Genomic DNA, 13,610 nt, shown 5'->3' with positions numbered 1-13,610 from the left:
GATTGCTGCTCTTACGGCTTCCGCCCGTCACGCTCGCGAATGAAGTCCTGCAGCGTCTGCGGCTCACCATCATCTCTGGACGTGGCGACTCCTGCCACGTCCGCCGGCTCAATACCCTGATCCCGCAGCACCTGCCTCGCGAGCAATCGGTTGTTCCTGCGCTGCTCCTCAATGAGCACCCGCAAAAGAGGTTTGATACCGAACACGGCCAAGGGCATAAGCAGCCCCATCACGGCCAACGCAAGCACGGCCAGCGCCACGAGCCACACACCAAGCGCACCCAGCGTGCTGAAAAACACTTCCATACACCTCCCCTCCCTCCTTAGAAGGCCAGGAGGTTAGCACCCGTCGGGCCATTCAGCTTGGGCCGAAGTCGGCCCAAAGCCAGGGATTAGGAGGCTTTCGCTGGCTTGCGCAAGTTTTCTTGTTGACTATCACGCAAGTTTCTTTGTAGAGTCCGCCCTGCCAGCTCTGCAGCTGGCGGGCGACCGGCGGGTCGCCACCCTGCCGGCCCCTCCCCTGACCGGCCGTAGCCGCCCCCTCGGCCACTGACCCGCCGGCGCCCTCCTTCGAACAGGAGCGCGCCATGTCTCATCGCTACGCCGATCCAAGCCCCTGCCTGCTGCCGCTTTTGGCCGTGAAGGCCCTGCGGGCTGTGGCAGCACGCGATCACAGCACCGCTCGAACCCTGTGGGTTCGCAGCAAGGGCGAACACAACCGCAACCAGCTGCGCCGCTCCCGGCGCATGGGCGTCGCCAGCCTCCGCTTGGAAGCCTGCTCGCGTGACATGTCGGCCGAGGTGCGGGCATGAACCGGCGCCTCCGCCTCGCTTGGGCAGCTGTCGCACTGGTGGCCGCGGTTGTCGTACCGCTGCGCATCGCTGAGATTCACCAGGCGCACAGCGACCGTGACGCTGCCAAGGCGCGCTGGGCACTCAGCACCTCGGTGAGGGGCTGATCATGCGCCAGACCGCTCGCCCGCTCCCCGACTCAGTACCGCTGTGCTGGCCCGGTCATCGACCGCAAATCGTCGTGACCGAAGGCGCCCCAACAGGCCATCGCCTCGGCACCCCCTGTCCGCCGCTGCTGCACATCGAATGCCATCGGTGTGGCCTCGCCACCCGTCCGGTACCGATGGACAAGGCCGCGCTCGCCGAACTGCGCTGGACTGATCCCAGCCTTTCGCATCTATGCATCCCGATCTCCCACCTCGCGCGCCATCGCGGCGAGGTCTTGGCCGAACTCGCGGCCGAAACGCCTTCCACTCTCATCGCAGCCTGACCAGGAGACAGCCCATGCAAGCCCCACTTAAGCCGAAGGAAAAGGCTGCCCTGATTGCAGCCTACGGTGCGCCCAACTTCACCCTTCGCCGCACTGCGTTCGGCTTCGCGCCGACCAATCACCCCGAGAAGGTATTCACGCGCCGGCTGATCAACTGGCTACATGAGCGCGTCCTCGTTCGCTTCGATGATCGCGACCTCCCGCGCGCCGTGACCCTGACCGAGCGCGGCCTGGTTGAGGCGCGGGCATTGGTCGATACGGCACGCAACCAGGCGCTGAGCGCATGAGCGTGCCAAGTGCCCTGCCCGTAGAGCAGCAATTTTCCACCGGCCACCAGGGCCAGTCGCTGGTGCTGATGGTCTGCCAAGGCTGGCTGTGGGCGGGTCTCTACACCGCCGCGCCGCGCGAGTCGCTCCTGAAGGTCGCCGCCAGCGCCAGCCGGAGCGTGGGGGTATCGCACCACTCGCTCTCGCTCGGCGGCGTCACGTTTTACCTCAACCGACTTGCCGCACAGGCAGCGCACCGCTGGCTCGACCGCCAGGGCGTGCGCGTTCGGTCGATCTCCCCCATCAACCGCGCTACGCGCCGCACGCGAGGAATCCCGGCATGAGCCGTTCTGTTGTGATCTATGGGCCGCACCTGTGCGGCAAGAACGCAAACGCGCAGGAGCTGCGCGAACACTTCGGCCTGCAGGCCGTGATTGAGGACTGGGATGGGCACAGCACCTATCCGTTGGATAACACGCTGGTCCTGACCGAGAACCCTGACGCTGTCGCCGACAGCTCGTCCAAGGTGATGCACCACGGTTGGGCCATGCGCGAACTACTCGCGGAGGCCCGCGCATGAGCGCCCGCCCACAACAGACCGGCCGCGCCGCTGAAGTGCGCCAGGTCCTAGCCATGTTCCCGCAAGGCGCGACGGTCGAGCAGATCAAAGTCGCCGGCCGCATCAACAGCACCCATCAGGCCATCGGCTACACGCTGAAGGGGCTGGCGCGCAGCGGCCAAGCCATATGCCACCGCTCGGGCGTGCGCGGGATCTGGCGCTTGTCCGGCCACACCCAACATGCGATCGCCCCGCTGCGCGCGGCACCTGCCCGGGTGCAGCCGACCTACGCGACCGGTCCACTTACAGGCGTCAGTGACGCGGCGACCACGATCCGACACCGGGAACTCGACCGCCAGCAGCTGGCCGACGACCTCGACGCCTTCCTCGCAGCGGGCGGACACATCGAAGTGCTGGGGCACACCCCAATCCGTCCGCTGATGAGCCGTCATGCGGCCAACCACGGCAGCTATTCAGAGCGCGTGGCTGCCCATGACATCGACTGAGGTACCCATGAGCAGCGATTCGAACGCAGCGACCGTTACCGAACCCGGCCGGCCCGGCAGCAGCTATTCCGATGGCCCGGCGTGGCACGCATTCGGCCTCAGCCGCGCGGCCTACCACGTGGTACCGCGACGCACCCTGCAGTCGATGCCAGTGGAGTGGCAGGCACGCTTTGTCGCACTGATGGGGGAGGCACGCCAAGTGCTGCCGGATGAGGCGTTCCCTGAGTACCAGGTGATTCGCATCGAAGGCGGCAAGTACGCCTCGGACCCGAACCGCCGCTATCGCCACGCCGCGCCCTTCCCCCTTCGACCCGCTGGCGCCGAGCAAGCATCCACAGCACGGCCGCTCGCTGGCGCGTTCGTCAACACCGACACCCAATTCGAGCAGGCCCGCCGATGACTGCGCACCTCACGATTCTCCCCACGAACTGCCCCGTCCTGCGAGACGCATTCGAAACCATCAACGCGATCGCCGTCGAAGCTGTGTGGCTGCCGAACCAGGCGATGGCTATCACCCTCCCACAGGCCCAAACCGCGTTGCGAGATCTGCACCAGCGCCTGCCCCGCCTGCAGGACCTGCGGGTGTTCGAAGCCGCCGTAACCGCCTATGTCTCGACTCTGCGCAGCAGCATGCAGGACGGCGACACGCCGCTCTGCGACACCACCCGCGCCCGGCTGGCGCAGGCGGTCGAGCTGTTGGAGCTGGTCAGGAATCAGGGCCGCACTGTGGTCGATCCCGCTGACCCGTGGCGCGGCCTGTACCACCCGAGTCGCCTGCCAACGCGCAACGCCGACGGCGAGATCCTGTGCCATCCCGACGTGCCGATGTGGGCTGACGGCCGCGAGGTATCACTGCGCCCGCTTTTCCTCGCGCAGGGCTTCGACCTGGTCGTGGTTGAGGGCGAGTTCTCCGAGGAAGGCATCGGATCGGGCGTCTACAGCGCCGCGCAGGAGCTGCACGACTGGAATCCGGAGGCACCCGGCGGTGACTGGCGTCTCGCGTGGTTGGGCGAGACCGAGGACGGACTCGGTGCATGGTTCGTGCGGCCGCTGGCGATCGGCGTGATGGAAGCCAGGAAAGCTGATCATGGCTGACTGCACAAACGCTTGTCTTACGTACTCGTACGACGACGCTGGCGGCGGCGGTCACCCCATCTCCGTATCGCGCCAACCGAGCGACCTTGCACCACTACCTGCGCGACAAGATGGACAAGATCGACCTGGTGGCATTGGGGGTGGCGGCGTGAGCGAAGATTGGCGTGCAGCGGATGGCTTCGAGATCCTATTTCGGTTCCGGGTCAACAAGCGCGCGCAGGTCCTTGTAGTCTGTCCGCTCTACGCCGACAAAATCTTGGAAGTCGCCTGCGTACTGAATCGACGCATTCAGCATCCAGCTGAGTTGCTTCCGCAAGCCGCGGAACTCGCTGAACGCACCGGCATAGAGAACATGGGATTTCCCGCCCAGATCGTCGGGATCCTGGGTGACACGAATTTTTGCTCGCATTCGCTTTGCAAGATCGTTGAGCGATCGGCTTGCGCCAATCAGGGTCCCAGCGTCAGGACCCAAAGCATTGGGCAAGTTGTGGATGCGGTCTTCAACGGTCTCGGCAACGGTTACGAAGCTCAGAGCAGTCTCATCCAAAGCAGTGACCAGCGCGTGTCCGCTTTTGATTCCCATGGCGGCAGTCTCCCACTCGATGCCGGCGTGAAGAGCTTTAAGGGTCGCTGCAAGTCGCCCGGGAAGAACGGTCATCTCCACAAGCATCAAACGTCCGAGTATCCCTGCCGTGGCCTCGCGAAGCTTGATCGCCTCGCCGTGCTGCTGAGCAGCGATCTCCGTTGCCTTTTCGGCGATCTCAGTCGCTCGCTTCGATGTTCGGTGCGCGAGCACCGCGACGAAAGTGGTGGCAACTGCCGCGCCTACGCCCACAACGACCGCGGCCCAGTCGGCCACATTTCCCCAATCCACTGCGAGCGGGCATATCGCCATCGCCATTTCCCCCTGCCCATGATGGAGCCGATTCTGCCATGACTGACATTCATTCGAACGATATCCTCCGGGCTGGGTCCGCTCCCGCCACCTTGTCGACCGTGAAGCATGGCGGCCGCGTGCAGTTGAGGGATGGATTACTGCCCTGCCCGTTCTGCGGTGCACCCGCTGAACGCATCGATTTCGGTATCGGGTCGGGGGAAAACGAGGGCGGCTCGTGTATCGCGTGCACCGTCTGCCAGCACAGCGGCCCCATTGAGTTTGGCTTCAAGGAGAACTTCGTTTCCAACTGGAACCGTCGCGCCCTCTCCGCCCAGCCCTCCACGGGTGGTCAGGATGCGCTCCTGAACATCATCCGGCAGTGCGAGTGGGCTGAGAACCACAGGCGCATGACCGACTATTGGCGACCCCAGTTTGCCGTGATCCGGCACGCAGCAGAAGCCTCCCTCGCCGGCCGCCAGCCGGTTGGTCAGGGGGATGCGCTGCTGCGGGAAGTCTGCAGCCAGCTTGAATCGCTGGATTGCGGCGCCTGCATCGGCAGCGATGCACCGATGGAGGATTTGCACGGGCGGATCGCTGCGCACCTCGCCGCCCGCCAGCCGGTGTACGAAGGGCACACATGGATCAGCGATTACGTGCTGGCGGGTCTCCGCGAGCGAGCCGCGCTGCCCCTGCAGTTGCGCAATGGCGAGGTTTGGCATTGGCAAGGTGATGGGTACGACTTCCCTGACTCGCTTGTTTGCCCGGTGGTCATGAGTGCTGAAACGCTGCGCGAGTTAATCGCCGCCCGCCAGCCGGTGGGGGAGCCGGCGATCTGGGTCAGTCCCGGCCAGCTGGCGGCTCACAAGGACCGCGTGCCTGGAGACGGCGGCGCCTACTTGCCGGCACGCCTCACGCGCGATGGGCAGTTCACCAAGCCGCTCTACGCCGCACCCGCGCAGGCCGTGGACCTGGGTCGGACCTTCCAGGCCGATGTGGCGGAATGGATGGGCCAGTGCTTCCTGCCGTCGCTCTACAGCAACATGACCGAGCGCGGCGACCGCCTGCTGGAAGAAGTGCTGGAGTTACTGCAGTCCCGTGGCTACGACCGAGCGCGCGTGCCCACCCTGGTCGACTACGTGTTCGGTCGCCCGGTTGGCGAGCCTGCGCAGGAAGTCGGCGGCGTCATGGTCACACTGGCCGGCTACTGCTGGGTGGCGGGCCTCGACATGCACGGTGCTGGCGATGCTGAGTTGGCTCGCATCAGCCAGCCACAGGTGATGGCGAAGATACGCGCCAAGCAGGAGGCAAAGAACGCCTTGCACTTCGACACTCCGCTACCGGGTGATCCGGCCGCCACCGAGGACTGGCCGCGCGAGGGCGACCTGGTTCGATACGGCGACGGCTCGTCCGCGCTCGCCATCCGCCTTGGACCGCATGCCGGTGGCTGGCATGGCTATCAGTGCTGCGGTGGCTACACCTTCTTTACCAAGGCATACAGGCCCAGCCGCGCCGATATGGACACTTGGCTGGATTGCGCCAAGTACCGCGACGAACGCACGAAGGTTGCTGACAACCGCGTTGCACACGAGATGTACCTGATCGACCACCAGGCGGAGGTAAGCCGTGGCTAATGCGATTAAGCACGCTAAGGCCGCAGCGAAGGCGGAAGCACATCTGTACGTGTGGTCTGCCGTGGTGCAGTTGCTCGAAGGCCCGTCCTCGCCCGACCGCGACAGGAAGGCCATCCAGCCCATCAACCGCGTGATCGCAATCGCCAAGAAGGAGCAGCAACGGCTCTTGGCAAAGTATGACAGCGAGCTTGCCAAGGTCGACAGCCAGGCGGTGGGCAATGGCTGAGCACGTCACACAAACGCCGGACGGCCTCCGGTTCGTGAAGGCTAAGGGCGGCACGAAGATTCATCTGCTGCCGCAGGAAACCATGGTTGCACTGTGCGGGCATGAACCCAAGAGCCGCTTCAGCAACCGATTCCACAACCCGCGCGCAGGCTGGTGGCTGGTAAAGATCGATATGGTCCACAAACCAACGTGGTGCGAGAAGTGCCAGCAGACGCGCCCTCTGATCCGCTGCCCGTCAGCGGCCTCGCGGGATGCCGTCACCGCTACTAGGGAGGGGCTTCGTCTCGCACTGCTCGACCAGGGGCACGCCTCGATCATGGCCGACCACACGCAGGTCGTTGCGCCTGCCGCAGCTGGGACACGTGAAGTGCAGCCCAAAGCTGTCGATGTCGGCCGCCACTTGGCCGAATCCGGCGAACGTCTCACGGCAGCGGATGCACTGGAGCATGGCTCCGGTGTACGCCCGGAGCATGACGGCGCAGTGACCGCCATGGCTGAGCGAATGCCGTATGGCCGCACTGGCGACGATATGGATCTGCCCGATGGCAAGACCTGCGGCGACTGCGTGCATTGCCTACGCTGCACCGCCATGTTCGGCCACATCCCCGCAGACGAAAGCTGTGACTGGTCGCCGTCTCGATTCCGGGCGGTCGAAGGAGCCACGCCTTGATCGGCGAGATTCTCCAATTCCGTGACCTGCAGGAACTCTGCCAACCGGGGAAGCGCCCGCGACTGGCAACGGTCGAGCGCTGGGCGCGTGATCGCCACATCCGATTTCAGTACGACGCCTGCGGCGGAATCTGGACAACCACGACGGCGCTGAACGAGGCGCTCGGCCTGTCAGCACCCGCCAGCAATGGCGACACCTATTCCACCGACCTGCTTTAGCGGAAACAGCTACGAAACATGGCACGCCCTCGCAAGGTTCCCGCGAACCTCCCCACGCACATCGACTATGACAAGGTTCCCCAAGGCGTCTACTGGGACGGGACCGGTCGTGGGCGATGGTATGTGCGCGACGCGCATCCGGAGGGGCATGGAACGAAGTGCAAGACCGTGGCCGGCCCGGCTGCGCGCCTATCGGACCTACACGCGATCGCAGAAGCTCGCGGTGGCGAGGCGCAAAGGGGGACCGTCGCCTACGTCATCGACCAACATGCGAAGAGCCTCGCGTTCTCCCAGCTCGGCACTACCACACAGCAGCACTATCGTGACTACGCGAAGGCGATCAAGGTGTTTCCGCTGAAGAACGGGAGCAAGCTGGGTGATGCCACCGTGGACCGCCTGTCGCCGGGGTTCATCCGCAGACTGATCGACATCATTGCCCAAGGCCGGCCAGGCACCAAGCCAGGTGATGCATCCATTCCCGGCTACCCGACCAAGGCGAACCACTGGCTCAGCTACTTGCGCCGCGTCTTTGGCTGGGCGCGCGAGCATGACCATGTGACCACCAACCCCGCCGCCGGCATCAAGAAGGTAAAGGAGAAGCGCGATCACCGCATGCCTGAACGCGACGTTTTTCGCAGGGTCCAGCAGTACGCTCGTCGCTGCGGCGAACGCGGCGCGCGCGAGAAAGGGGCGCTACCAGTCTACCTATGGGCGGCGATGGAGTTGGCATACCAGGCGCGCCTGCGCGGTATCGAGGTACGAACGCTGACCGATCACCACGTGGAGGGAGAGGTCCTTCAGACAAACCGCCGCAAAGGCAGTCGTGACAACCTGGTGCGCAAGGGTGAGCAGACTGAAGTGGCGATCCAGGTTCTGCAGGATCGTCGTACTGCCATTTGGGCCAAACGCGGCATCAATCAGTTCAATGCACCGCTGTCGGCGAAGATGCGGCCGCTGTTCGTCAGCGAAGACGGAGAAATGCTCACCGGGCATGGCTGGCACACGGCTTGGGGCCGTCTGATGCGCAATGCGGTGATGGACGGAATCATCAAAGCGGATGAGCGCTTTGCGCTGCACGGCCTAAAGCATCGAGGGGTAACTGACACCAAAGGCAACAAGAAGGAAGCAAGCGGCCACGTAACCGACGATATGCTGAATGTGTACGACCACTCGCTCCCTGTCGTAGCAGAGGCCGGTGCCGACTAGGTCACGTCTTTACCGGCCCTCAATCTTACCCAAAAGAGTTTACCCACGGCGATCAAGATGCTCGCGAGCACCGATGCGACGATGCCGCCGACGAACCCAAAAGTGCGCTCAGTCCAGACGCTACTTTTCAGCTGCTCCTGCTGCACACTCAACACCCCCATGATGACTTCGCGATCCGCCTCGGCGATTTTCTGCAGTTTGGCACGCTCATCATCCGTGCGCTGCAACTCCGCTTTCTTTGCTTCTAGCGCGTCCTGCGTAGCCTTGATGGAGGACTTTTGCGACTCAACGAAGTTCATCAGCTGCGTCAGAGATGTCTGCGCGGCTTGAAGGTTGTCGAGCTGCCGGGCGTAGGTTGCGCTCTCAAGGCGCTTTCGCTCCGCCTCTAAGGCATAGCGCTTCTCAGCTTCAAGCGCCTGAATGACCATCCCGGCGGCCACCGATATGACGAGCAAAATAGAGACAACGCCTGCCGCCCGACTACGCCTCCACAACTGGACGAAGGCGGTGACCACTATACCGCCCAGGCTGTAGCTGTCAGCGCGCAATGCCGCCCTACCTATCTTCTCAATCGTCGGCCTCTGACCCATCCCTGGCTTCCCCCTGAACACAAACTAAACTTGCGCCACCATAGCGATAACACGTCATGTTTTCAGGAGCGTTTTCAGGACAGGGACACGGGAAATCGCTAACTCATTGATTTCAATGGCGCGCCCGACAGGAATCGAACCTGTAACCGCCGGCTTAGAAGGCCGGTGCTCTATCCAGTTGAGCTACGGGCGCCCAGACCGAACGGTGTCCAATCCGACATGGCGTGGGATTGGTCGGGGTAGAGGGATTCGAACCCCCGACATCCTGCTCCCAAAGCAGGCGCGCTACCAGACTGCGCTATACCCCGATCTTGCAATCCCCTCGGGCCGTGCCCGGGGAGCTCGCCATTGTCGCCAAGCGCATCGCGAACTGTCAACGCGGGATGTGCAGACCCGAAGCCTGCCACAGCGCCGAAAGCAGTCATCGGCTATGCTCGCGACCATCGGCCGGATGGCCGTCCTGACCTTCATTCGCACGGAGAACACGCATGCGCAGCGGCAACCCGGCTCTTTCCGAGTCCACCTTCCTCGACCTTGCCAGTGGCTCGGTGGTGACCAGCCCCGACCAGGCCATGACCCTCAACGGCACCGTCAACAAGACCGGCTTCCTGCTGCTGTTGACCGTGCTGACCGCCGCCTTCGCCTGGAACCAGACCATCGATGATTACGGCCAGGTCATGGCCGGCGCCAAGCTGTATGCCATGGGCGGCGCCATCGGCGGCCTGGTGCTGGCGCTGATCACCGTGTTCAAGAAGGAATGGTCGCCGGTCACCGCACCGATGTACGCGCTGGTCGAAGGCCTGTTCCTGGGCGCGATCTCGGTGCTGTTCAACGCCAAGTTCCCCGGCATCGTGTTCCAGGCGGTATTGCTGACCTTCGGCACCCTGTTCGCGCTCCTGTTCGCTTACCGCAGCGGCCTGATCAAGGCCACCGAAAACTTCAAGATGGGCGTGGTCGCGGCAACCGGCGGCATCGCCCTGCTCTACCTGGCCTCGTTCGTACTGGGCTTCTTCAACATCAACGTGCCGGTGATCCACGACTCCAGCTTGCTGGGCATCGCCTTCAGCCTGTTCGTGGTGGTCGTGGCCGCGTTGAACCTGGTGCTGGATTTCGACTTCATCGAAACCGGGGTGGCCCAGCGCGCACCGAAGTACATGGAGTGGTATGGCGCATTCGGCCTGATGGTGACCCTGGTCTGGCTGTATGTGGAGTTCCTGCGCCTGCTGTCGAAGATCCAGCAGCGCTGAGCCGCAACATGCCATAGACGACAAAGGGCGCCTCTCCTGGCGCCCTTTTTCGTTCCTCCCTCAGCGTGCCAGCAGCACCGGCAGCGACGACGCCAGCAACGCGATGCCTGACACGGTCAGCAGGCCCAGCACGACTTGCCGGAAGCGTGCCTCGCTGATGCCGATGTAGACCCGCGCGCCCAACAACGTAGGCACCAGCATGGCCGGTGCCACGATGGCGAAATAGGGCAGCATCTGGCGGTCTACCAGACCACTGCCGACGTAGGTGGCCATGGTCACCGCCAGCATCGCCAGGTTGAAGTTCTGAATGACCGCGCGCTGCTCGTCCTTGCCGAAGCCGCGCAGCGTGCTCCACAGCGTCGGTACCGGGCCGGCAAAGCCACCGATGCCGCTGAGCACGCCACCGGCCATGCCGGCGATCGCGTCCCCGAAACGGCCTCCGGCGGTGATCGGCGGCAACGAGCGCGCCATCAGCATCACCGGGCACCACAGCGCCAGGAAGCCACCCAGAAGCGCCTTGAACCAATTCATATCGAGCTGCGGCAGCACCATCACGCCCAGCGGAATACCAGCCAATCCACCGAGCACGAACGGCAGCAGCAGGCGCAGGTTGAAGCCGCGTCGTACGGTGAACACGGCTACCAACTGGCCAACCAGCGCGCCGAACACCGACAGCGTGGCCGCCAATCGCGGCTCCAGCCCCCACGCCCAGAACGACATCGCCACCATGCCGAAAGCGAAACCGGACAACCCCTGCACGAATCCGGCGACGATCGCACCGAGCGCGACCAGCAGATACACCGATTCCATCACCACCCTCGCTATGACCGCGCGGCTAACCTGCTGCGCCGATCTGTGCAGCGTAGTGCGCGGCGAGGTGCTCGACCAGCGCGCGCACCTTGGGGGCGAGTGCCCTGGCATGCGGATAGAGCGCGAAGTAGCGGCGCTGGCCTGCATGCCACGCTGGCAACACGCGGATCAGTCGACCGGCGCGCAGGTCTTCCTGCACGGTGAGCGCAGTGAACAGGCTGATGCCCATGCCGGCCAACGCGGCGGCATACAGCGCCGGCGTGGCATCCACGCGCAGACGCTGGCCGGCCTCGATGCTGGCGCTGGCACCGCGCGGCCCCTGCAACTGCCATGGCGACATCGCAGGCGTAGGACTGAAGCCCAGCAGGGTGTGCTGCCGCAGGTCCGCAGCCTGCCGTGGCAGGCCGTGCCGGGCCAGGTAAGCAGGCGCCGCCACCAGGATGCGTGGACAACTGGCCAGTTCGCGCGCGACCAACTGGCTGTCCGGCAACGAAGCCGCGATGCGCAGCGCCAGGTCGAAGCCGCCGCCGACCACGTCGACCAGCTGGTCATCGGCAGAAAGATCCAGCGTCACCTGCGGGTAGCGCTGAAGGAATGAGGGCAGCCAGTGCGGCAACTCCTGGCTGGCAACCACCTGCGGCACGCTGATCCGCAGCGTGCCACTGGGCTGTGCCTGGCCGGCACGCGCATGCTCGTCCGCTTCCTGCAGCCGATCCAGCAGCGCTGCCGCTTCCCGGTAGTAATCGCGCCCGGCTTCGGTCAGCGACAGCCGGCGGCTGTTGCGATCGAGCAGGCGCACCTGCAGGTGTTCTTCCAGCTGCCGCAGTTGCCGCGACATCGCCGAATGGGTGGTACCCAGGCGCTCGGCGGCAGCAGTGAAGCTGCCTGCGTCGACGATGGCGCGCAGCGCACGCAGGGCGGCGAAGTGATCCATCGGCGGGCGGCTCCACGTGTCGGGGCCCACGGCATGCGGGCCCCACCAGCTTATCAAGCGCGGTCGCCGGCCTTGCGCACCGGCAGCGCCAGGATCGCGTCGGTACTCATGACATCGCCGAAGGTGTCTTCGATCTGCGCCAGCGAGGCGTCATGCAGCGCGCGATGACCGATGCGCTGGCCACCGGCCAGGTCCAGGTCGCGGCTGGCGGTTGCATCGGATGACACGATCACCCGGTAACCACGCGGTGCGGCTGCGGCATCGCGGGCGGCACCGGCCACGCAGGCATGGGTCTGCAGGCCAGTGACGATCAGGGTGTCGATGCCGGCATCCTTCAGCACCTGGTCGAGCACGGCCGCCGAGTCACCGGCGAACACGCTGACGTTGTCCTTCTGCACCACGGTCTCGCCCTGGCGCGGCTGCAGATCACGATGGAAGGCGGCGTTGACGCTGCCCTGCGCGAACAGCGGCGCGCCGGCCGGCAGCACATGCTGCACGTGGATCACGCGGATGCCTTGGGCATCGGCAAATTCGACCACCCGCTTCGCCTGGCGCAGCGCCGCCACGCCATCGGGGATGACCATGCGGCCACCGGCAAAGCCCGAGGCGGCACTGGCATCGAAGTACTCGTTCTGGAAGTCGATCACCAGCACGGCGGTCCTGGCCGCATCCACCGAGGTCGCAACCGGTGCGCCCGCCATATGCCGGATGGTGGGATGCGCCGGCTCGGCGGCGGCCAGCGGGGACAGGGTCGCCATGCCGATCAGACTGGCCAGGCCAAAGGTATTGAGGTTCATCGTCGCGCTCCTGTGCGCTGGAAAGTGGACACAGGATGCGGAACGCGGCATGCACGGACCAGCCAGGAAAGCGCACATGATCTGTGCGTTTTTTGCACAGAAAGAAACCCCTGGAACGTCATGCTGTTGGTCTTGTGCACCTTAGTGAACACTTCTCCGCCGGTGCTGCGGGCCAGCCAGAAGGCGTAGCGAGGGTGCGCTACTGGTCAAAAGCACGTGACTACACCGCAGTGCCGTTCAGGCGCAGCACCCAAGCATGCTGACTGCCGACTACGACCTCGGCGTTGTTGTCGCCAGCACGCAAGGCCTGCTCCTGGCCGGACGCGAACTTCACCGGCACGCCGGCCAGGGTGTGCAGTTGCTGCGGCCCGCTCATACTTCCCCAGGTGAGCAACACGTACGGCCCGTGCAGCGAATACACCGGGGAATCGGCAGGAACAGCGAACACCTGCATCCAGCGCGCCTCACTCGGCGTGAGCCGGCGCAGCGGCGCTCCCTCGCGGCTCAGGCGGGACAATGCGCGTTGCGCGCGCGAGGCGGGCCAGAAACAAACGGAGTACACAGCCACACCGAGCATATAGATCGCAACGGCGGCGAGGACCCACCAGGTCGTAGAGGACATGCAGGATTCCTGCGCCCGTAGCAGTTGAGGAGCGAAAACGCAGACAGGCCCGCTTCAACGGGCCTGTCGCGCATTG

General features: G+C 64.7%; 22 protein-coding genes and 2 tRNA genes. 15 read left to right on the top strand and 9 right to left on the bottom strand.

Annotated features, from left to right (window positions below; translation table 11 throughout):
• Nucleotides 1-11 precede the first annotated feature (11 nt).
• On the bottom strand, nt 12-305 hold the full coding sequence (locus AC13GA_RS02700) for a hypothetical protein (protein WP_279747757.1): 294 nt from the start codon (nt 303-305) through the stop codon (nt 12-14).
• A 281-nt stretch (nt 306-586) separates the two neighbouring features.
• On the opposite strand from AC13GA_RS02700, the gene AC13GA_RS02695 reads away from it, so the two are divergent.
• The 9 genes from AC13GA_RS02695 to AC13GA_RS02655 are packed head-to-tail and all read left to right on the top strand — an operon-like array spanning nt 587 to nt 3,706.
• A complete protein-coding gene (locus tag AC13GA_RS02695; protein WP_014646649.1) occupies nt 587-811 on the top strand; it encodes a hypothetical protein in 225 nt (74 codons plus the stop codon).
• Entirely contained in the window at nt 808-957 is a 150-nt protein-coding gene (locus AC13GA_RS02690; protein WP_197602452.1) for a hypothetical protein, read from the top strand. Before AC13GA_RS02695 ends, AC13GA_RS02690 begins: the two co-directional genes overlap by 4 nt.
• 2 nt (nt 958-959) lie before the next feature.
• Entirely contained in the window at nt 960-1,280 is a 321-nt protein-coding gene (locus tag AC13GA_RS02685; protein ID WP_482997467.1) for a hypothetical protein, read from the top strand.
• Nucleotides 1,281-1,294: 14 nt separating this feature from the next.
• Nucleotides 1,295-1,567 carry a hypothetical protein gene (locus AC13GA_RS02680; protein ID WP_053451643.1) on the top strand — a complete coding sequence of 91 codons (273 nt, stop codon included), beginning with the start codon at nt 1,295-1,297 and terminating at the stop codon, nt 1,565-1,567.
• Nucleotides 1,564-1,890, top strand: coding sequence for a hypothetical protein (locus tag AC13GA_RS02675; protein ID WP_482997466.1), 327 nt, complete (start codon nt 1,564-1,566; stop codon nt 1,888-1,890). The genes AC13GA_RS02680 and AC13GA_RS02675 overlap by 4 nt, the downstream gene beginning before the upstream one ends.
• Nucleotides 1,887-2,126 carry a hypothetical protein gene (locus AC13GA_RS02670; RefSeq protein ID WP_099470251.1) on the top strand — a complete coding sequence of 80 codons (240 nt, stop codon included), beginning with the start codon at nt 1,887-1,889 and terminating at the stop codon, nt 2,124-2,126. The genes AC13GA_RS02675 and AC13GA_RS02670 overlap by 4 nt, the downstream gene beginning before the upstream one ends.
• Nucleotides 2,123-2,611 (top strand): hypothetical protein, encoded by a 489-nt coding sequence (locus tag AC13GA_RS02665; RefSeq protein ID WP_482997465.1) that lies wholly within the window; start codon nt 2,123-2,125, stop codon nt 2,609-2,611. Before AC13GA_RS02670 ends, AC13GA_RS02665 begins: the two co-directional genes overlap by 4 nt.
• Before the next feature lie 7 nt (nt 2,612-2,618).
• A complete protein-coding gene (locus AC13GA_RS02660) occupies nt 2,619-3,011 on the top strand; it encodes a hypothetical protein (protein ID WP_482997464.1) in 393 nt (130 codons plus the stop codon).
• The gene (locus AC13GA_RS02655) at nt 3,008-3,706 is read left to right on the top strand and encodes a hypothetical protein (protein ID WP_482997463.1); all 699 of its coding nucleotides are present in this window, start codon (nt 3,008-3,010) and stop codon (nt 3,704-3,706) included. The genes AC13GA_RS02660 and AC13GA_RS02655 overlap by 4 nt, the downstream gene beginning before the upstream one ends.
• Before the next feature lie 187 nt (nt 3,707-3,893).
• Here the strand turns inward: AC13GA_RS02655 and AC13GA_RS02650 are convergent, their stop codons facing one another.
• Nucleotides 3,894-4,565 (bottom strand): hypothetical protein, encoded by a 672-nt coding sequence (locus AC13GA_RS02650; RefSeq protein ID WP_482997462.1) that lies wholly within the window; start codon nt 4,563-4,565, stop codon nt 3,894-3,896.
• 74 nt (nt 4,566-4,639) lie between these two features.
• On the opposite strand from AC13GA_RS02650, the gene AC13GA_RS02645 reads away from it, so the two are divergent.
• The 5 genes from AC13GA_RS02645 to AC13GA_RS02625 are packed head-to-tail and all read left to right on the top strand — an operon-like array spanning nt 4,640 to nt 8,534.
• On the top strand, nt 4,640-6,214 hold the full coding sequence (locus AC13GA_RS02645; RefSeq protein ID WP_482997461.1) for a hypothetical protein: 1,575 nt from the start codon (nt 4,640-4,642) through the stop codon (nt 6,212-6,214).
• Complete coding sequence (locus tag AC13GA_RS02640) at nt 6,207-6,440, top strand: hypothetical protein (RefSeq protein WP_482997460.1); 234 nt, start codon at nt 6,207-6,209, stop codon at nt 6,438-6,440. The genes AC13GA_RS02645 and AC13GA_RS02640 overlap by 8 nt, the downstream gene beginning before the upstream one ends.
• Nucleotides 6,433-7,110 (top strand): hypothetical protein, encoded by a 678-nt coding sequence (locus tag AC13GA_RS02635; protein ID WP_482997459.1) that lies wholly within the window; start codon nt 6,433-6,435, stop codon nt 7,108-7,110. Before AC13GA_RS02640 ends, AC13GA_RS02635 begins: the two co-directional genes overlap by 8 nt.
• On the top strand, nt 7,107-7,328 hold the full coding sequence (locus AC13GA_RS02630; RefSeq protein WP_482997458.1) for a hypothetical protein: 222 nt from the start codon (nt 7,107-7,109) through the stop codon (nt 7,326-7,328). Before AC13GA_RS02635 ends, AC13GA_RS02630 begins: the two co-directional genes overlap by 4 nt.
• An 18-nt stretch (nt 7,329-7,346) precedes the next feature.
• Nucleotides 7,347-8,534, top strand: coding sequence for a site-specific integrase (locus AC13GA_RS02625; RefSeq protein WP_482997457.1), 1,188 nt, complete (start codon nt 7,347-7,349; stop codon nt 8,532-8,534).
• Here the strand turns inward: AC13GA_RS02625 and AC13GA_RS02620 are convergent.
• The 3 genes from AC13GA_RS02620 to AC13GA_RS02610 form a co-directional block, all read right to left on the bottom strand.
• Nucleotides 8,531-9,082 carry a hypothetical protein gene (locus AC13GA_RS02620; protein ID WP_482997456.1) on the bottom strand — a complete coding sequence of 184 codons (552 nt, stop codon included), beginning with the start codon at nt 9,080-9,082 and terminating at the stop codon, nt 8,531-8,533. The genes AC13GA_RS02625 and AC13GA_RS02620 overlap by 4 nt on opposite strands.
• Nucleotides 9,083-9,240: 158 nt before the next feature.
• Nucleotides 9,241-9,317, bottom strand: a tRNA-Arg gene (locus AC13GA_RS02615).
• A 38-nt stretch (nt 9,318-9,355) separates the two neighbouring features.
• Nucleotides 9,356-9,432: transfer RNA gene (locus AC13GA_RS02610), tRNA-Pro, on the bottom strand.
• Nucleotides 9,433-9,612: 180 nt separating this feature from the next.
• Between AC13GA_RS02610 and AC13GA_RS02605 the strand changes: the two genes are divergently transcribed.
• Nucleotides 9,613-10,371, top strand: coding sequence for a Bax inhibitor-1/YccA family protein (locus tag AC13GA_RS02605; RefSeq protein ID WP_482997455.1), 759 nt, complete (start codon nt 9,613-9,615; stop codon nt 10,369-10,371).
• Between the two features lie 60 nt (nt 10,372-10,431).
• On the opposite strand, the gene AC13GA_RS02600 is transcribed toward AC13GA_RS02605, so the two are convergent.
• The 4 genes from AC13GA_RS02600 to AC13GA_RS02585 form a co-directional block, all read right to left on the bottom strand.
• A complete protein-coding gene (locus AC13GA_RS02600) occupies nt 10,432-11,181 on the bottom strand; it encodes a sulfite exporter TauE/SafE family protein (RefSeq protein WP_482997454.1) in 750 nt (249 codons plus the stop codon).
• Between the two features lie 25 nt (nt 11,182-11,206).
• Nucleotides 11,207-12,115, bottom strand: coding sequence for a LysR family transcriptional regulator (locus tag AC13GA_RS02595; protein ID WP_046986960.1), 909 nt, complete (start codon nt 12,113-12,115; stop codon nt 11,207-11,209).
• 53 nt (nt 12,116-12,168) lie between these two features.
• Nucleotides 12,169-12,912, bottom strand: coding sequence for a cysteine hydrolase family protein (locus tag AC13GA_RS02590; protein ID WP_253079174.1), 744 nt, complete (start codon nt 12,910-12,912; stop codon nt 12,169-12,171).
• Between the two features lie 220 nt (nt 12,913-13,132).
• On the bottom strand, nt 13,133-13,534 hold the full coding sequence (locus tag AC13GA_RS02585; RefSeq protein ID WP_482997453.1) for a hypothetical protein: 402 nt from the start codon (nt 13,532-13,534) through the stop codon (nt 13,133-13,135).
• Between the last annotated feature and the right edge of the window lie 76 nt (nt 13,535-13,610).

It is taken from the genome of Stenotrophomonas sp. 22DLJC03, assembly GCF_056861405.1.
Note: the sequence above shows the minus strand (reverse complement) of the source record. Positions and strands in the feature narration are given on the sequence as shown.